This is a genomic window from Kerstersia sp. (genome assembly GCF_052103615.1).
In the GTDB taxonomy this organism is placed as follows: domain Bacteria; phylum Pseudomonadota; class Gammaproteobacteria; order Burkholderiales; family Burkholderiaceae_B; genus Kerstersia.
In genome coordinates, this window is the sequence record NZ_JBQEKA010000064.1 from 1 (window position 1) to 17,256 (window position 17,256).

At 65.3% G+C, this 17,256-nt stretch carries 13 protein-coding genes; 3 read left to right on the forward strand and 10 right to left on the reverse strand.

What is annotated here, in order from left to right; translation table 11 throughout:
• Positions 1-139: 139 nt before the first annotated feature.
• Together ACTJGZ_RS12125 and ACTJGZ_RS12130 are read right to left on the reverse strand one after the other, a co-directional pair.
• Positions 140-3,226, reverse strand: coding sequence for an efflux RND transporter permease subunit (locus ACTJGZ_RS12125; RefSeq protein WP_441663179.1), 3,087 nt, complete (start codon positions 3,224-3,226; stop codon positions 140-142).
• Positions 3,223-4,347 (reverse strand): efflux RND transporter periplasmic adaptor subunit, encoded by a 1,125-nt coding sequence (locus tag ACTJGZ_RS12130; protein ID WP_441663180.1) that lies wholly within the window; start codon positions 4,345-4,347, stop codon positions 3,223-3,225. Before ACTJGZ_RS12130 ends, ACTJGZ_RS12125 begins: the two co-directional genes overlap by 4 nt.
• A 229-nt stretch (positions 4,348-4,576) precedes the next feature.
• Between ACTJGZ_RS12130 and ACTJGZ_RS12135 the strand changes: the two genes are divergently transcribed.
• Both ACTJGZ_RS12135 and ACTJGZ_RS12140 read left to right on the forward strand, forming a co-directional pair.
• Positions 4,577-5,986 carry a diguanylate cyclase gene (locus ACTJGZ_RS12135; protein ID WP_441663181.1) on the forward strand — a complete coding sequence of 470 codons (1,410 nt, stop codon included), beginning with the start codon at positions 4,577-4,579 and terminating at the stop codon, positions 5,984-5,986.
• Between the two features lie 110 nt (positions 5,987-6,096).
• Positions 6,097-7,332 (forward strand): MFS transporter, encoded by a 1,236-nt coding sequence (locus ACTJGZ_RS12140; RefSeq protein WP_441663182.1) that lies wholly within the window; start codon positions 6,097-6,099, stop codon positions 7,330-7,332.
• A gap of 140 nt (positions 7,333-7,472) precedes the next feature.
• Here ACTJGZ_RS12140 and ACTJGZ_RS12145 read toward each other — a convergent pair whose 3' ends face one another.
• The 4 genes from ACTJGZ_RS12145 to ACTJGZ_RS12160 form a co-directional block, all read right to left on the reverse strand.
• Entirely contained in the window at positions 7,473-8,666 is a 1,194-nt protein-coding gene (locus ACTJGZ_RS12145; RefSeq protein ID WP_441663183.1) for a multidrug effflux MFS transporter, read from the reverse strand.
• A complete protein-coding gene (locus ACTJGZ_RS12150) occupies positions 8,663-9,157 on the reverse strand; it encodes a MarR family winged helix-turn-helix transcriptional regulator (RefSeq protein ID WP_441663184.1) in 495 nt (164 codons plus the stop codon). Before ACTJGZ_RS12150 ends, ACTJGZ_RS12145 begins: the two co-directional genes overlap by 4 nt.
• A 34-nt stretch (positions 9,158-9,191) precedes the next feature.
• Positions 9,192-9,827: a LysE family translocator gene (locus ACTJGZ_RS12155; RefSeq protein ID WP_441663185.1), complete on the reverse strand. Its 636-nt coding sequence runs from the start codon at positions 9,825-9,827 to the stop codon at positions 9,192-9,194.
• A gap of 192 nt (positions 9,828-10,019) precedes the next feature.
• Positions 10,020-10,883, reverse strand: a complete 864-nt coding sequence (locus ACTJGZ_RS12160; RefSeq protein WP_441663186.1) for an AraC family transcriptional regulator — start codon at positions 10,881-10,883, stop codon at positions 10,020-10,022.
• Positions 10,884-11,136: 253 nt separating this feature from the next.
• On the opposite strand from ACTJGZ_RS12160, the gene ACTJGZ_RS12165 reads away from it, so the two are divergent.
• Complete coding sequence (locus ACTJGZ_RS12165; RefSeq protein ID WP_130487290.1) at positions 11,137-12,429, forward strand: DUF445 domain-containing protein; 1,293 nt, start codon at positions 11,137-11,139, stop codon at positions 12,427-12,429.
• A gap of 93 nt (positions 12,430-12,522) precedes the next feature.
• Here ACTJGZ_RS12165 and ACTJGZ_RS12170 read toward each other — a convergent pair whose 3' ends face one another.
• The 4 genes from ACTJGZ_RS12170 to ACTJGZ_RS12185 all read right to left on the reverse strand — a co-directional run.
• On the reverse strand, positions 12,523-12,906 hold the full coding sequence (locus ACTJGZ_RS12170) for a Zn-ribbon domain-containing OB-fold protein (protein WP_068374868.1): 384 nt from the start codon (positions 12,904-12,906) through the stop codon (positions 12,523-12,525).
• A gap of 3 nt (positions 12,907-12,909) precedes the next feature.
• Complete coding sequence (locus ACTJGZ_RS12175) at positions 12,910-14,091, reverse strand: thiolase domain-containing protein (protein ID WP_441663187.1); 1,182 nt, start codon at positions 14,089-14,091, stop codon at positions 12,910-12,912.
• Between the two features lie 81 nt (positions 14,092-14,172).
• On the reverse strand, positions 14,173-16,500 hold the full coding sequence (locus ACTJGZ_RS12180; RefSeq protein ID WP_441663188.1) for an acetate--CoA ligase family protein: 2,328 nt from the start codon (positions 16,498-16,500) through the stop codon (positions 14,173-14,175).
• A 175-nt stretch (positions 16,501-16,675) separates the two neighbouring features.
• Positions 16,676-17,256: crotonase/enoyl-CoA hydratase family protein (locus tag ACTJGZ_RS12185; RefSeq protein WP_441663189.1), on the reverse strand; the 581-nt coding region annotated here is incomplete at its 5' end.

The window sequence follows — 17,256 nt, forward strand, 5'->3', positions numbered from 1 at the left end:
GTAATTTGCAACCCGGCCGGGATGGGCCCCCGGGGTCAAGCAGAACCCATAATAGCCGCGCCCGGCCGTTTGGCGCCCCGCGCGGGGTCCCCAACCCGGGGCGGCGGCATATGCCTTGCCGCCGCTCCGGCAGCGAGCCTCAGGCCGCGGGGCCGGGCGCGGGCGCGGCGGCGGCTGGCGCGGCTTCGTCGCGGCGCACGCGGAACCAGGCCGCATACAGCGCGGGCACGAAGAACAAGGTCAGCACGGTGGCCACGGCCAGGCCGCCCATGATAGAAATGGCCATGGGGCGCCACAGGACGGACAGCGTCAGCGGCACCATGGCCAGGATGGCGGCCAGCGCCGTCAGTACAACGGGGCGGGTGCGGCGCATGGTGGCATGAATGATGGCATCCCAGCGCGGGTCGCCAGCGGCGATGTCACGGTCTATCTGATCGACCAGAATGACGGAGTTGCGCATGATCATCCCGGCCAGGGCGATGACGCCCAGGGTGGCGACAAAGCCGAAAGGAACCTGGGTGACCAGCAGGCCGAGGCTGACGCCCATCATGCCTAGCGGGGCGGTCAGCAACACCATGAACATGCGGCTGAAGCTTTGCAGCTGGATCATCAGGAACATGGCCCAGAGCAGCAGCATGAGCGGCAGTACCAGTGCGATGGCGCCATTGGCCTTGGCGCTTTCTTCCATGGATCCGCCGGTATCTATGGCATAGCCGACCGGCAGGCTGGCGCGCAATGGCGCCAGCATGGGTTCAATCTCGGCCGATACGTCCGGCGCCTGCGCATCTATGACATCGGCGCGTACGGCGAGCGTGGGCAGGCGGTCGCGCAGCCAGAGGCCGCCTTCTTCGAGCTCGGGCTGCAAGCGGGCGACTTGTCCCAGGGGGACGGCTGCGCCCGCCGCGGTGCGCAGCGTGATTTCATCCAGCCGGGCGGCATCCAGCCTTTCTTCAGGGACGGCGCGCGCCACCACATCTATCAATTCGTCGCCTTTGCGCACCTGCGTGACGGTGTAGCCGCTCAGCATGGTTTGCAGCGTCCGGGCAATGGCTTCCGTGCTTAGCCCCAATGCCTGCGCCCTGTCCTGATCGACGACCAGGCGGACAGCCTTGGTGCGTTCGTTCCAGGTCAGGTTGACATCACGGATATGCGGGTGCTGGCGCATGATGTCCCGCACCTGGTAGGCAATGCCGCGCACGGTGTCCGGGTCGCTGCCGCGCACGCGGAACTGGACCGGATAGCCGACTGGCGGGCCCAGTTCCAGCAGATAGACACGCGTGCGGATGTGCGCGAAGTGTTGCTGCAATTGCTGGCGCAGGCTGGCGGCCAGCGCCGGGGTATCGTCAATGTCCTTGGGATAGACAATCAGCTGCGCATAGTTCAGTTTGGGCAGTTCCGGTTCCAGCGCCAGGTAAAAGCGCGGGGCGCCGCCGCCGACGTAGGCGGTGTAATGGCCGACGCGCTCATCCTGGCCAAGCAGCTTTTCGACGGCCAGCGTTTCGTTCAGCGTGGCGGCGTAGCTGGCGCCTTCTTCCAGATGCACGTCGATCAGGATTTCTTCGCGCGGCGAATCCGGGAAAAACTGTTTGGGCACCAGCGTGAAGGCGGCGACCGACGCGATGAAGGCCAGGGCGGTGAAAATCAGCACGGCTTTGCGATGCGTCACGCACCAGTCGATATGGGACGCGAACCAGCGGCGCATGCGCTGGCGCGCCGGGCTTTCCGGTTTGCCATGGCTGCCGGGGCCAGGCATATCGGGCAGCAGCCTGGCGCCCAGATACGGGGTGAAGAGGACGGCGACCAGCCAGGAGACAATCAGCGAAATGCCGACTACCCAGAAGATGGATTGCGTGAATTCGCTGGTTGATGAGCGGGCGAAGCCGACCGGCACAAAACCGGCAACCGTAATCAGGGTGCCAGTCAGCATGGGGAAGGCGGTGGAAGTCCAGGCAAAGGACGCGGCGCGGAAGCGGTCCCAGCCCTGTTCCATTTTCACCAGCATCATTTCCACGGCAATGATGGCGTCGTCCACCAGCAGGCCCAGCGCGATGATGAGCGCGCCCAGCGAAACGCGGTGCAGGTGTATGCCCATGCGCCACATGATGAAAAAGGTAATGCCCAGGACCAGCGGCACCGACAGGGCGACAACAATGCCGGTGCGCAGCCCCAGGGCCATCAGGCTGACGGCCAGCACAATGGCCAGCGCCAGCAGGAAGTGGCCCAGGAATTCATTGATGGAGTGGTCCACCAGCGTGGGCTGGTCAACGATTTTCTCGATATGGATGCCGGCGGGCAACTGGCGCTGGAAGGCTGCCATGGTGTCTTGCAACTGCTGGCCCAGGCGCAGAATATCCCCGCCTTCCACCATGGAAACCGCCAGGCCCGTAACGCGTTCGCCGTCGCGCCGCATGGAGGATTCCGGCGGGTCAATGAAGCCGCGCGTGACGGTTGCGATATCGCCCAGGCGGAATGTGCGGCCATTGGCGGAAACCGGCGTGTTTTCGATATCTTCAAGGCGATGGATGGCGCCATCCACGCGCGCGGCAATCCGGGCGCGCGGGCCTTCGACGGTGCCGGCGGGCATGACGATATTGCGCTGGGCCAGGCTGTGCAGCACCTGATCTGGCGACAGGCCGAGCTGCGCCAGGCGGGCGTGGCTGAATTCCAGGTAGAAGCGCTGGTCCTGGACGCCCAGCAGGGCAACCTTGGAAACATCGGGCAGCGCCAGCACATGTTCGCGTGCGGCCAGCAGGACTTGCTTCATATCGGCATCGTCGAAACCGTCGGCATGGAAGGCGTAGAAGGTATCGCCGAAGTCGTCGTTGAAGAAGGGGCCGATGACGCCTTCCGGCAAGGTATAGCGCATATCGCCAACCCGTTTCCGCGCCTGATACCAGCTTTCGTGGATGGCGGCTTTGCCTGCCCAATCCTTCAAGACCAGAAACATTGTGGCGCGGCCGGGGCGGACGTAGCTGTTGACGTATTCGTAATAGGGCACTTCTTGCAGGGTGCGCTGGATTTTCTCGACGACCTGCTTCTGCATTTCTTCAGTCGTGGCGCCTGGCCAGGCAACGTCCAGGGTCATGACCATAATGGTCATTTCTGGGTCTTCGGAGCGCCCCAGCTGAAAATAGGCCTGCACGCCCAGCGCCAGTGACATCAGCATGGCGAATAGCACCAGGGCGCCGTGCCGCAGGCCCCAGGCGGAAAGATTGAAGCGGCTCATGGCAGGCGGCCGTCCCAGGGAACAACCGTCTGGCCTGCGTCCAGGCGGTGCACGCCGGCGGTTACCACGCGTTCGCCGGCAGCCAGTCCGTCTATGACGGTGAAATGATCGGTGCCCAGGCGGCCGATCGTGACCGGGCGCAGCGTCAGGTGCTCGGCATCAGGCGGCAACACCCAGACGGCAGGCGCGCCCTCATGCTGCAAAAGCGCTGACAAAGGCAAGGCCCAGGCCGCAGCGTGGTCACCCGCCTGGCGGGGCAGGGTAACGGTCGTGCTCATGCCGAGGCGGGCATGGCGGTCCAGCCCGGGCACGGTCAGGCGGATGCGGAAGGTGCGGGTGACAGGGTCAGCTGCAGGGGCCACTTCGCGCACCGTGGCGGGAAAAGACTGTCCGGGCTGTTCGAGCAGCGCCACCTGGGCGGCGGTGCTGGGAGCAATACGCGTGACCAGATGCTCAGGCACATCGGCCTGCACTTCCTGTTCACCGGCGTAGGCCAGTGAAACCACCGGCGCGCCGGCAGCAATGACTTGTCCGGGTTCGGCCCAGATGGCAGTGATGATGCCGTCATGCGGCGCGCGCAGCGTGGCATCGGCCAGGTCGGTACGGGCACGTTCAAGCTGGCTGGCGGCGGCGCGAAGCTGGGCTGCTGCTGTTGCCTGGGCGGTCTCCATACGCTCGAAATCGGCTTTGGCGAGCGCGCCGCGCGCGACCAGTGTTTGATTGCGCGTCACATCGCTGCGGGCCTGCGCGGCCGCGCTGCGTGCTTGCGTCAGCTGGGCTTCGGCGGACTGGACGGCCAGTTGCAAGGGAACGGGATCCAGGGTGGCCAGCAGCGTTCCGGCCTTGACCTGGTCGCCCCTATCTGCCGGGCGTGCCGACAGGCGGCCGCTGACGCGCAGGCCCAGCTGGCTTTCGGTGCGCGCCGCGACGGTGCCGGGCAAGGCAATGACATTGTCTGGTGCCGTGCTGCCCACGGTTTCCAGGCGCACCGGGATGGCGCCGGGGGCGGGGGGAGCGGCGCGCTCGCAGGCGCTCAGCAGGCTGGCGCCAAGCAGGGCCAGTAACAAAAGGGGCAGGAACGGCCGCGAGGGGCGGCGGGCGGCTGGGCAAAATTGCGGCATGGCGTTTGGCAAGGAGACCTTGAATGTCATTTCCAGAACCCGGGAGCGGTCGCTTGCATTATGCCAGCGCTGTTTCCAAAGGGCGCCAAATAGGGTTGATTCTTGTTCCTTGCTGTTTCAGGACGCCAGCAGCGCTCAGGCCGCCAGCGAAGTCCAGCCAAGGGTCTTCTGGTCTTTTTTTCCTGTTCGGCTTCCTGATTTGTTCGCTTCCGTGCCAGAATATTGACACATGAAGCAAGGTTTTGAAATGTTAAGAAAAAATACCTCGCCCGAGGAGTGGATGGCAGACTGGCGTCATATTTGCGGTCGGTACAGCGAAGACGTCTGGCGCTTGGTGCAAGCCCTGGTGCAAGAGCAGAAGGCTGAACTGGCGTCCCGGTTTTACGAGCAAATGATGCAGGATTCGGCCGCGTCGTTTTTTCTATCGGCGCAATTGGTGCAGAGCCGTTTGCATCCTGCCCTGCAGTCCTGGCTGGAAGGGGTATTCTCCGTTGCCTTGACGCAGGATTACGAGGGCACGGTTGCCTATCAGAAACGGGTGGGGGGCGTGCATGCGCGCATCGGTATTCCGACGCATCTGGTCATGCGGGGCGCGCGCGCGCTCAATGAGGCGATTTTCATTCAGTTGCAGACGGCCGACCCGGCCTTGCGCACGGAGGCCGTGACCTATGTCGCGGAGCTGACGTCCCTGGCCATGGAGGTCATGTGCCAGGCCTATGCGGTATCGCATGACCGTAATTCGCGAGCCGAAGAAGCCTACCGTCTCTTTGCCATTTCCCAGGATATTGGGACGGAGCGGGAAAAGCAGCGCGCAGCGCTGCTGGGCTGGGAAAACCAATTCATGTACGAAGTGGCGGTGAACCAGGCGCGCGCCAATCTGCCGCTGCTGGGCAAGTCGGAATTCGGGCTTTGGTTTACTCACAAGGCCGCGCATGCGTTCGAGGGCAGCTCGGATGTGGCGGCCATCCTGACGGAAATCGAACGGGTGGATATTGCGGCCGCGCAATTGGGCGCGCAGCCTCCGGAGGCCGATGGCAAGGGAGGCGGGCAGGTAGATGTTCTGCGGCGTATCCGGGACCATTGCCGGACGGTGGGGTTTTTGCTGGAGGGTTTGTTCCAGCAAGCAGGCTATCTGGAGTCGGGGCGCGATGTGCTGACGCGCCTGCTGAACCGCAAGTATCTCCAGGTCATCATGAATCGCGAAATCGAGTTTGCGCGCACCAACGGCGGCGGGCTGGCGGTATTGATGGTGGACATAGACCATTTCAAGCGCATCAACGATGAACATGGCCACGATGGCGGAGATGCGGCGCTGCGCCATGTCGGCCTCTTTATGTCCCAGGCCGTGCGCAGCAGCGATTATCTGTTCCGCCTGGGAGGAGAGGAGTTTCTGGTTGTCCTGGTGGATGTCGAGCCGCAAACCGCCATGCTGGTCGCCGAAAACCTGAGGCGCCGGGCCGAAAATGAACGCATTCCGCTGGGGCAGAATATCCATCTGCATATGACGCTCAGCATAGGCGTCGCCCTATATACGGGGCACCCGGACTATCTGTTGCTGCTCAAGGCAGCCGATCAGGCTTTGTATCGTGCCAAGAATCTGGGCCGCAACCGGGTGGAGTTGAGCCAGGGGGTAGCGTAGAGTAGCGGACGTGCATGACCGGCGGCAGCCGCTGGTCATGCGCGCCGGCATGGGGTCGGCGTTTGCCTGGCCTGAGAGAGTGCCGGGCGGGTTCAAGAAAAGGGGAATCCGTGTCTGAGGAGAAGTTGCGCGCGCAGCCTGCGCAGGCGCCCGCCGCTGGCAGTCCGCTCGTGCTGTCGAATCGCATCCTGCTGTTAATGGCGCTGGCCTGTGGCCTGTGCGCGGGAGCGAATTATTTCAATCAGCCGTTGTTGAATTCCATCGCCCAGGCATTTGGCGTGCCCGAATCCCGGTCGTCCATGACGGTGACCATCGCCCAGGTTTCTTACGGTTTGGGGCTGTTGCTGCTGGTGCCGCTGGGCGACATGCTGGCACGCCGCCGTCTGGCGGTGGTCATGATGATGCTGGCCGCGGCGGGCTTGTTCCTCAGCGGTTTCTCCGCGAGTTTCAGCTGGCTGCTCGTCGGGACGCTGATGACAGGGCTGTTTTCCGTGGCGGCCCAGGTGCTGGTGCCTATGGCGGCCGCGCTGGCGGCCCCGGGTGCCAGCGGCCGGGCGGTTGGGCTGGTGATGAGCGGGCTGCTGATGGGCATCCTGTTGGCACGCAGCGTGGCCGGCGTGCTGTCGGAAATCGGGGGCTGGCAATTGGTTTACCGCGTTGGCGGCGTCGCGATGCTGCTGGTGGCCTTGGCCTTGTGGCGCTCCTTGCCTGATGTGCCGGCGACGGCGGCGCGCACCGGCTATCTGAGCACTTTGCGGTCGCTGGGAGGATTGCTGGCGCGCTTGCCCCGCCTGCGTAGCTCTGCGTTGATGGGCGGCATTTCCTTTGGCTCGGTCAGCGTGCTGTTTTCTACCATGGCCTTGCTGCTGGCCGGGCCCGCGCATGGTTTGTCAGATATGGCGATCGGCCTGGTCGGGCTGGCCGGTGTGGCCGGCGCTTTGATGGCCAATGTGGCAGGCCGGCTGGCAGATCGGGGCTGGGGCCTGATGACCATGCGGACGTCTGGCGTCTTGCTGGTCGCAGGCTGGGGGATGCTGTGGCTGGGGCGGGATTCGCTGGCCTGGTTCCTGGCGGGAATCCTGATGATAGATCTGGCGCTGCAAGGCATTCATATCAGTAACCAGCATGTGATCTACCGGCTGCTGCCGGATGCGCGCTCGCGTATCAATGCCGTCTATATGACCTGCTATTTTGGCGGCGCGGCGCTGGGCTCGGCCTTGGGCTCCATGGCCTGGCAGTATGGCGGCTGGCAGTCAGTCTGCCTGATGGGGGCCGGGCTGGGCTGCCTGAACTTCTACGCCTTGTGGCTGGATGGGCGCTACGCCAAGCGCGTGGCGCTTGCCTGAGCGCGAGACACGAGTTCGAGACCTGCGCGCGAGACCTGAGCGGGATGACCTGAGCGGGATGACCAGGGCCGGATCAGGGCGGGCTGCCCGTAAGGGAGCGGCGCCGCTGGCCCGGCAGCGGCGCCAGGCCGAGGCCGGTTTCAGGTTTCGGCGGGCAGGTGTTTCAGGCCCTGGCGCAGGCAGAGCTGAGCCAGCACGGCAGCACCGAGCAGCACCGCCGCCGCGCCTGCGGCAGGGTTGCCAATGATGGCCGCCAGGGCGGTGCAGATGGCGCCCATCAGCATTTGCGTGCTGCCATACAGGCCTGAGGCCGAGCCTATCAGTTTGTTATCAACGCTGATGGCTTTGGTGAGGATGGCCGGGCTGGCGATGCCGGCGCCGCAGGTCAGTGCCGTCATGCTCAGCAGGATGCCGGTGACGGTCAGGTAGCCGGCGGCTACCTGGGCGGCCAGCGTTGCGGCGGCCGCCAGGCTCAGCAGGGTGCCGCCGATCAGCAGACGGTTGGCCGACATGCGCGTGACCAGGCGGCTGGTTACGGCATTGCCCAGCGACATGCCGAAGATCAAAGCGCACAAATACAGTCCGACTTCATGCAGGGGGCGGCCCAGCCTGTCGTGAAAAATAAAGGGCGCGCTGGAAATGAAGGCATGCATGCTGGTGGTGGTCAGCCCGCCGCCTATGGACAGGTAAACAAAGGCGCGGGAACGCAGCAAGGAGTGGTAATTGCGCGCGACTTGGCCGACATGAAACGTTTGGCGATTGGCGCTGGGCAGGGTTTCCGGCAGCAGGCGCCAGGACAGGACCAGCGTGGCCGCGCCTATGGCTGTCATGAGATAGAACACGGCGCGCCAGCTGGTGTGGCTGGTTAGGATGCCGCCCAGCAAGGGCGCCAGGCTGGGGCCCAGCATCATCATCAGGTTCAGGAGAGCCAGACGGCGCACGGCGTCATGGGCTTCCGAGGTGTCGCGGGCAATGGCCCGGCCCAGCGCCAGTCCGGCGCAGCCGCCCAGCGCCTGCAGCAGGCGCGCGCCCAGCAGGCCTGACAGGCTGCCGGCAAAGGCCGCGAGCAGGCTGCCCAGCACATAAAGCGCCAGCCCGACCATCAGCGTAGGCCGCCGTCCGATGCTATCGGCGATCGGGCCATAGACCAGCTGCCCGGCAGACAAGCCCAGGATATAGACGCTGATGGTGGCCTGCATGGCGCCGTTGCTGGCGTTCAGTTCCAGACCAGCTGCCGGCAGGGCGGGCACAAAAAAATTCATTGCCATTGTGCTGGCAATGGTGATGACGGCCAGCAGCCAGAATGGCGGCCGGCCCTGTGGCGCGGACATCATGATTGGGGATCGCTGTTGTTGGCAGCCAGGGTGGCGGATACCTGGCGCAGGACTTTCATGGCAAGCGCGAGTTCGCCTTCGGGCAGTCCGCCCAGCAGCCGGGCGCGGACTTCGCCGGCGATGCTTTCAACCCGCAGGCTGAGCGCACGGCCAGATTCCGTCAGCAGGATGCGTTTGACGCGTTTGTCTGCGGTGTCTTCGACGCGGACGACATGGCCGTCACGTTCCAGCATGACCAGCAGGCGGACCACGGATGAGCTGTCCAGCCCCATGGTGCGCGCCAGATCTTTCTGGGGCAGCGGGGTTGCGGCGCGTGACGCATGCAGCAAGGCGCGCCAGGTGGCTTCAGTCAATCCCAGAGGCTGCAATTCGGCATCCAGTGCGCGGCGCCATTGGCGCGCGACACAGCTGACCAGCGACGGAAAGGTGGTGTTGGCATTGACGTGAGGGGAATCCTGCGCGCCTGAAAGAGAGTCAGGGTGTGTGTCCATAAAATAGATTGTATATCAATTGATTGCATGCAATCTATTTTTTTGGAGTTAATCCCTGCCATAACATCAGCAGGCCCAGCAAGCCGAGTAAAAGGCCGCAGATCCGTTCTACCACTGGCAGCCAGCGATGATAGTGGCGCTGCGCCCAAGGGTTGCAGATGAGCGCGGCGACCAGCAGATCCCAGGCCAGCACGACGCAGAACATCCAGATGCCGCATAGCCAGAGCCAGAGTGACGGGGTATGGGTACTGGCGAGCATGGAGGCCAGGCTGCCGTAGAACAATGCGTTTTTCGGGTTGAGCAGGGCCGATAGCCCGCCCATGCCCAGCACGCGCGCCCAGGACAAGCGTGGCGCATGGGCGGGCAGTCGGCGCTCTGCGCCGGGTGAGGAAGGCTTGCTGCTGCGCATCAGGGCCAGCGCCAGGTAAAGCAGATAGGCGCCGCCTGCTATCTGCAGGCCGCGAAACAATACTGTGTCCGGTTTCAGCAGATCCAGCCCGGCGAATGCGATGGCGATGAACAGGCCATTGGCGAGGGCGATGCCCAGGCAGGCGCTGGCTGCAACACGCAGGCCATTGCCAGCGGCGAGACGGGTGATCAGCAGGAAATCCGGGCCGGGAGCAAGGAGGGCGAAGAAATGGGCGCTGGCAATCAGAAGAAAGGTGGACATGACAAGGACAGGCAGAGGCGATGGCCGCCAGTGTGTCCGGTGTCCGGGATCCGGTATTGAATGAAATTGCGGCGGATATGGCGTACCCCTGCCGCTGGCCGGCGTGGCGCCCCAGGGCGGGGGCTGCGGAAGGCGCAGCGAGAGAGGCTGGCGGCAGCCGCCGGAACAGCCACTCTCTGGTGGGCGGCCGCGCTAGGCGCCGCTGCGGTAGCGGCCAGGCGGCATGGCGGCGCGGGCCTTGAACATGCGCTGGAAATGGCTCTGGTCCGCGAAGCCCAGCCGATAGGCCGTGTCGGCCAGGCTGGCGCCCTGGCGCAGCCAGTCTCGTGCCTGATTGATGCGGAAATCCAGCTGGTAGGCATGGGGTGTCATGCCCGTCGCTGCGCGGAAGGCGCGTAGCAGCTGGTAGCGGCCCATGCCGGCCAGGGCGGCCAGCCCGGCCAGCGACGGATTGGCGGCCGGGTCGTCGCGCAAGGCGTCCATCACGCGCAGCAGTGCCGGGCCGGGGGCGCAGCGGGCCAGCGGCGGCAAGGGGGCAGCGGCTGGCTGGGTATCGCTGTCCATGACGAATTCGACGAGCGCGGCATCCTTGGCGCAAGCCGGCTGGCCAGTGCCCAGTATTTGCGCCAGCTGGCGATAGGCCGCATACCGTGGTGGCGCGGTGGCCAGCATGACCTGATCCATGTACCGGGGCGCAAGCGAGGCGCCCGATAGTGCGGCGTGTTCGATGCGCAGTGCTTCCACCCAGGCGGCATCCAGGTGCAGCATGTGATAACTCCAGCTTTCCAGGGAGGCCGGATTGCAGGCATGGACATGCGCTGGCGGTACGTACACCAGGGTGCCGGGGCCGGTATGCCGCCGGCCGCCATGGGCGCCGGTGAACAGGCTATGGCCGCTGTCGATTGCGCCTATGGAATAGCTGGGGTGGCTGTGGGGCACATAGCAGGCGCGGCTGTGGCTGGCCTGCCGCAGTTCGACATGAGGCAGCAGGGGGTCGCGCCAGAGCCGGACATCGGCGGCAGGAACGGGCGGGATGGCAGCGGCGGTGGATGGCATGGGCAGGACGGGACAGGCCCGCTGGCGGGATCGTGAAGGACAACATGGAAACGCAGTGCACGTTCTGGGGCAGACAGACCGGGCGCTTGAGAAAACAGGGCGGATACCGGCTATCGCAGTAGCCTAATATTATGCGTATTCCTTATTCGCATTCATTTCTTTCAGCCCACGGCCCGCCAAGGCGAGGCCTCGTTGCGGTCGATGGCCGGAACGGAGCGGGCCGGACAATGCAGGGCTTCACGGACGGACAGTCATGGCAGACAGCGCTGCGCTGGAGCAACAGAATCGTACGCTGCGCCGCATGAAGCGGCGCGCCCTGGGTTTGCTGGCGCTGACCCTGGCGGGTTTCATCACCAGCCACCTGATGGGCGGCCAGGGCGGCTGGGCGTGGTTACGCGCCTTCTGTGAAGCGGCCACGGTCGGGGCGCTGGCCGACTGGTTCGCGGTGGTTGCCCTGTTTCGCCACCCGCTGGGCCTGCCCTTGCCTCATACCGCCATTATTCCGAACAAAAAGGAACGTATTGGCGATAGCCTGGCCGTGTTCGTGCGTGACCATTTCCTGGCGCCGGAAACCCTGCTGGAAAAACTGAAGCTGTTCGACCCTGCCGCCCGCCTGGGCGCCTGGCTGGCTGAGCCGGCACAACGTGAGCGCCTGGGGGCGGGCCTGCGCCAGACGGCCTTGCAGGGCCTGGACTTGCTGGATGACAAGGCCGTCAAGGCGGCGCTGACCGATTCGCTGCGCGGCTATTTGCTGCGCTGGAATGCGGCGGGCACGGCCAGCGAAATATTGAATCTGCTGACGCGCGACGGCCGTCACCAGGTACTGCTGGACGAAGCGCTGCGCCAGTTGGGCGGCTATATCGGCGACGAGGCCGTTAAACAGCGCATTTCCGCCATGATGGTGCGCTATGCCAGCCGGGAATGGCCCACCTTGCTCAAGGTAGTGGGGGCGGTGACGTCGGTGGACGAACTGTCCGGCCGCCTGGCCGACCGCCTGGCGCGGGCGCTGCTGGAGGAAATGCAGGCCGTGCTGGAAGAGCCTGGGCACCCGTTGCGGCGCGACTATGAAGCCTGGGTGGCGGATTACGTGCGCCGCCTGGGCAGCGACCCGGCGCTGGCCGAGCAGGTGGATGCCATGAAGCAGCGTCTGCTGGCGCATGGGCAGGTGCAGGCCTATATCGACGGCGTGTGGGCTGACATCATGGCCTTGCTGCGGGCCGACCTTGCCGCACCGGATTCGGCCATAGGCCGTCATCTGGAAAAAGCGCTGGCCGGTTTCGGGGAAAGGCTGCGCGACGATGACTCGCTGCGCGATGCCCTGAACGAGCACATCTTGAGCAATGCCGCCAAACTGGCCGACCGGCTGCGCGATGGCGTGACCGAGCACATTTCCCGGACGGTACGGAACTGGGACGAGCGTCAACTGGTGCAAGAGCTGGAACGCAGCGTGGGCAGCGACCTGCAATACATCCGCTTCAGCGGTACGCTGGTGGGCGGCCTGATCGGCCTGGCCCTGCATGCGCTGGTCTTGTTGATGGCAGCCTAGGCTGGCTGCGGTGCTTCCCGGCCTGGCACGCGCTTGCATGTCAGGCCGGCGCTGATGGCTGGCAAGCCGGCCGATCGGTGGCGGGGCCAGGCTTCAGGCCGGGCGGAACACCGGCAGTTGCTGGCCGTTGCCGCTGTCCAGGAAGTCCAGGCGCAGGGCCTGGCCAATGCTCAGGCTGTTGAAATCCTCGGTGAGGATGTTGCTCATCATGAGGGGGCCTTCGGCCAGTTGCACATAGGCCAGGCAATAGGGCGCCGGGCTGCGCAGCAAAATGCTGTAGCTGTATAGCGTGGCCTGGCCGCTGGCTTCGAACCATTCGGTCGCGCCGCCGGTAAAGGGACTATGGTCGCGCGGGTAGTAAAAGGCGGTGCCGGTGTCGCAGCAGCGCTTGAGCATCAGTTTGCCCTGATTGGCGGCTTGCCAGTATGCCGCCGTTTCCGGGTTGGGCTGGGGAGGGATGATGTTGCGGGAGCTCATGGATCAGTCCTCACGTTCCAGAATCATGGTGGCGCTGCCGTGGCGGCCGCCTAGTTGCCCGCCGGTGCCGTGCGCGAGCGCGAGCCGGCAACCGGGAACCTGGACGGCCGGGTGGGCTTCGCCGCGCAATTGGCGCACGGCTTCCAGCAGGCGCGTCATGCCGCCCCGGTTGCCGGGATGGTTGTTGCACAGGCCGCCGCCGTCCGTATTGACCGCCAGGCGTCCGGTACCTGAAATCAGCCCGCCATCGGCGACGAAGCGTCCGCCGGTGCCGGGGGCGCAGAAGCCCAGGTTTTCCAGCTGGATCAGGACAGTGATGGTAAAGCTGTCGTAGAGCGAGGCGTACTGGATATCCGCGGGCCGCACACCGGCCTGGGCAAAGGCCTCGGCGCCGCTGCGCACGCCGCCCGAAGCCAGGATGTCGAAATAACCGCCATTGAGGTGGCGCACGTTGAAGCCCGCGCCTGTGGGCGTGACGAGCGGGCGCTTCAGGCTGCGGGCGATATCCGGGTGCGCCAGCACCAGCGCGCCGCCGCCGTCGCTGATGATGCAGCAGTCCAGCCGGTGCAGCGGCGTGGCGATAACAGGGGAATCCAGCACATCCTGTACGGTCACGATTTCCTGCCGCATGGCATGCGGATTGTGGCTGGCGTGGTGGGACGCCGCGACCTTGATCCAGGCCAGCTGTTCGGCGGTCGTGCCGTGCTCATGCATGTGGCGCGCGGCGCACATGCCATACACATTGGTGACCACGGCGCCGTAGGGCAGTTCGAACTGCGCTTCCGGGGCGTGCTGCGGCTGCAGGCGCATGGCGGCCTCGGGGGGCAATTTTTCCGCTCGCGGCCGGCCGCCCTGGGTGATGAGCGCCACGCGGCACTTGCCGGCGGCAATGGCCTGCACCGCATGGGCGACGTGATTGATGTAGGCTGAGCCCCAGGTCTCGGTGGTGTCCAGGTGCCGCAGGTTCAGCCCCAGGTATTCCACGACAGACATCGGCCCGGAGCCGGGGGACTCCCAACCCGGCACATCTCCGGCGCAGAAATAGCCGTCCACATCCTGCAGGCTCAGCCCGGCATCGGCCAGCGCGCCCAGCGCGGATTCAATATGCAGCTGGGCCAGGGTTTTGTCAGCGGCGTCGCGGCTTGGGTGCTCGTAGGCACCAACGATATATGCCTGTCCTTTCATGCTCGGTTTCCTTGTGTGGCAGCGGGGCGGGGCTGCCGGACGAAGGCATGGCGCGTGTTTGGCAGGCGCCATGCCGCGGGTTCAGCGGGTTACCAGCAGCGCATCAAGCGCCATGACGCCCTGGCCTTCCGGGTAGGCCACCAGGGGGTTGATGTCTATTTCCGCAATCTCAGGGCGCGTCAGCATCAAGTGCCCGATCTGCGCGACGGCCTTGGCCACGGCGGGCAGATCCACAGCAGGCTGGCCGCGGAACCCGCGCAGCAGCTGATGGCCCTTGAGCGCCAGCAGCTTGCCGATGATGGCGTCCTGCGGTAGGTCTGGCGGCAGCAATTGCACGTCGCCCAGCGCTTCGACCCAAATACCGCCCAGGCCAACCATCAGAATCGGCCCCCACTGCGGGTCACGGCTGGCGCCAACCACGAGTTCGAGGCCGCGCGCGCCCATTTTTTCGACCAAAGCGCCGTCCAGTTCCACATCTGGCGCGGCATGCCGGATGTTGTCCTGCAAGGTCTGCCAGGCTACGCGCAGGGCGTCCGCATCGGCAATATTCAATAAGACGCCGCCGGCGTCGCTTTTGTGTGTCAGATGGGCAGCCTGGGCCTTGAGGGCGACGGGATAGCCGATACCGGCAGCAATATGCAAGGCGTCTTCCAGGGAGCGCGCCAGGCCTCCCGGCGGCGTGGCAATGGAAAGCGTCCGCAAAACCTGCTTGCCCAGCCATTCGGCTTGGGCGCCTGGCGCCATCGCAGGCCATGGCGCGGGCGGGGCGATGGAGGCATGGGCGTGAGAGGCGATGATGGCAGTGGCAGTGGCAGTGGCAGTGGCGGTGGCGGCGGGAGCGGCCATGGCGCCAGGCGTGCTCATGGCGGGCTGCTTGGCGGTTTGTGCAGCGGTTGTTTGTGCAGCAGTTTGTGTAGCGGCCTGTACCGCGGCTTGAGGGGGGGACTGAGCGGTGGACTGTTCGGTGGACTGTTCGAGGCCGAAGCGGGTGACGCAAGCCAGCGCCCGCAAGGCGCGCTCCGGGGAGCGCATGATGACGGCGCGATGTTTGCGCGCCAGCGCAATAAAGTCGGCTGCCGGTGGCGTGTCCTCATTTTGCATGACATAGATCGCCGGTTTGCCGCTGTCTGCGGCGCCCGCCAGAAAGTAGTCCAGCCATTCAACCGAGGCGGCCGGTTCGGGCATGGGCATGGAGGCCAGCAGGCTGCCTATGCCGGGATCGGCCAGCAGTGCGGCCACACCGGTCTCCAGAATCGAGGGCTGGTAGGCGGATAAAGTGCCGATATCCAGCGGATTGCGCGATGGCAGGAAAGCCGGCAAGTGCCCGCGCAGCGTTTCGGCCTGCGCCGGGGAGAGCGGCGGCATGGCCAGGCCCAGGGTGTCCACATAGTCTTGCGCCAGGCCGCAGATGGCCCCCGAGGCGGTGACTAGCCCCAATCCGCCTGTAGGCGGGGTGGGGTAACGCAGCATCAATTGGCCGACGTCAATGACTTCTTCCAGGGTGTCCACCACCAGCACGCCGGCATGACGGGCCATCAAGCGCATGGCGGCGTGGTTGCCGGCGAGAGCGCCGGTGTGGGATTGCGCCGCTGCCTGCGATTGCTCGCTGCGGCCGGGGTGCAGCATGACGATGGGTTTGCGGCTCGCGCGCGCCGCGTGAGCCGCCGCCAGGAAATCGCTTGCGCTGCGGATTTGTTCCGCATAAATGACGATGGCCCCCGTATGCGGATCCGCGGCGAAGAAACGGACCATTTCCGCCAAGCCGGTCTGGGCTTCGTTGCCAGTGGTCATCATGTATGACAGCGGGACGCCGCGAGCCAGCAAGGAGGCGGCGATATGCGCCCCCACCCCGCCGCTTTGGGCCACGATGGCGATTGCCGGGCCGTCCTTGGGGTCCAGGCGGGGAGGCAGGACCAATGGCACCATCATCACATAGAAGGCATCGGCATAATTGAAGTAGCCGACCGTATTGGGGCCCAGCAAGGCCATGCCGCCGGCACGCGCAAGCTCGGCGATTTCCTGCTGCTGGCGGCGCCCTTCGTCGCCCATTTCCGCAAAGCCCGAGGCAAAACAGACGGCCCCGCGTATGCCGCGCGCCACGCAGGCTTGCACAGCATCACGCACGGCTTCGGAGGGCAGCATCAGGATGGCCAGCTCAATGCCTTCGGGCAGCTGCGCGATATCGGTGAGGATGGGGCGGTCTGCCAATTGGCCGCCGCTGCGGCCTACCAGATGAATCTGGCCTTGATAACCGCCATTGACCAGATTGGCCAGGACAACCTGGCCCGCCGAGCCGGGCTTGCTGGACATGCCGATAATGGCAACCGAATCAGGGCGGAAAAACGGGCGGATATCCGGGGCGGCAGGCGTCTCAGCCAGGGCGGTGGCGGTGTCGGGGGTGGGCTTCATGGTCTCCTCTTTCACTAGGGCGGTTGGCACGCCAGGCGTGCCGCAGCGGGTGGGTGGGGCGGCTTCTGATGGCGGCTGGCGCAGACGGGCGCAGCCGTGCCGGAGCCGTGCGCTGGGCGGGGGCAGCGCTTGGCGGTAATGCATGGCGTATGCGGCGTGAATGGCCTATGAGGCCTTAATGGCCGGGCACGACTTTGCCCGCGCGCTTTTGCAGGAAGGCCTGCAGCCGCGCTTTGGCGGCGGGTTCGCCTTGCGCGATGGCGGCCATGAGCGCTTCGGTGAACAAGCCATGGGACATGGGCTGTTCGGCAATCAGGGGCAAGGCATTGAGAATGGAAAAATTGGACATGGGCGCATTGCCGGCAATTCTTTCTGCCAGCTCCCTGGCCTTGGCCATGCCCGCCCCCGGGGCGGCGACGTAATGCACCAGGCCGGTGGCCAGGGCTTCGCGGGCATCCAGGACATGGCCTGTCAGCATCATTTCAGTGACTCGGGAAAAACCGATGAGTTTGGCGATACGGACCGAGCCGCCGCCGCCCAGGAAAATCCCGCGTTGGCCTTCCGGCAGGCCAAAATAGGCATCTTCTTCAGCGATGCGGACATGCAGCGCCGAGGCCAGTTCCAGGCCGCCGCCGACAACGGCACCATGCAGGACGGCAACCACGGGCACGCGGCCGAACTGGATGCGTGAAAAAGCTTCGTACCAGGCCAGCGACTGTTGAATGCCTTCGGCGGTGCTGGTGTCGGATAGCTCGC

What these genes read in the sequence shown, in the direction of transcription:
- ACTJGZ_RS12125 (WP_441663179.1), bottom strand. Translation starts at nt 3,226, where the DNA reads ATGAGCCGCTTCAATCTTTCCGCCTGGGGCCTGCGGCACGGCGCCCTG.
- ACTJGZ_RS12130 (WP_441663180.1), bottom strand. Translation starts at nt 4,347, where the DNA reads ATGCCGCAATTTTGCCCAGCCGCCCGCCGCCCCTCGCGGCCGTTCCTG.
- ACTJGZ_RS12135 (WP_441663181.1), top strand. Translation starts at nt 4,577, where the DNA reads ATGAAGCAAGGTTTTGAAATGTTAAGAAAAAATACCTCGCCCGAGGAG.
- ACTJGZ_RS12145 (WP_441663183.1), bottom strand. Translation starts at nt 8,666, where the DNA reads ATGATGTCCGCGCCACAGGGCCGGCCGCCATTCTGGCTGCTGGCCGTC.
- ACTJGZ_RS12150 (WP_441663184.1), bottom strand. Translation starts at nt 9,157, where the DNA reads ATGGACACACACCCTGACTCTCTTTCAGGCGCGCAGGATTCCCCTCAC.
- ACTJGZ_RS12155 (WP_441663185.1), bottom strand. Translation starts at nt 9,827, where the DNA reads ATGTCCACCTTTCTTCTGATTGCCAGCGCCCATTTCTTCGCCCTCCTT.
- ACTJGZ_RS12160 (WP_441663186.1), bottom strand. Translation starts at nt 10,883, where the DNA reads ATGCCATCCACCGCCGCTGCCATCCCGCCCGTTCCTGCCGCCGATGTC.
- ACTJGZ_RS12165 (WP_130487290.1), top strand. Translation starts at nt 11,137, where the DNA reads ATGGCAGACAGCGCTGCGCTGGAGCAACAGAATCGTACGCTGCGCCGC.
- ACTJGZ_RS12170 (WP_068374868.1), bottom strand. Translation starts at nt 12,906, where the DNA reads ATGAGCTCCCGCAACATCATCCCTCCCCAGCCCAACCCGGAAACGGCG.
- ACTJGZ_RS12175 (WP_441663187.1), bottom strand. Translation starts at nt 14,091, where the DNA reads ATGAAAGGACAGGCATATATCGTTGGTGCCTACGAGCACCCAAGCCGC.
- ACTJGZ_RS12180 (WP_441663188.1), bottom strand. Translation starts at nt 16,500, where the DNA reads ATGAAGCCCACCCCCGACACCGCCACCGCCCTGGCTGAGACGCCTGCC.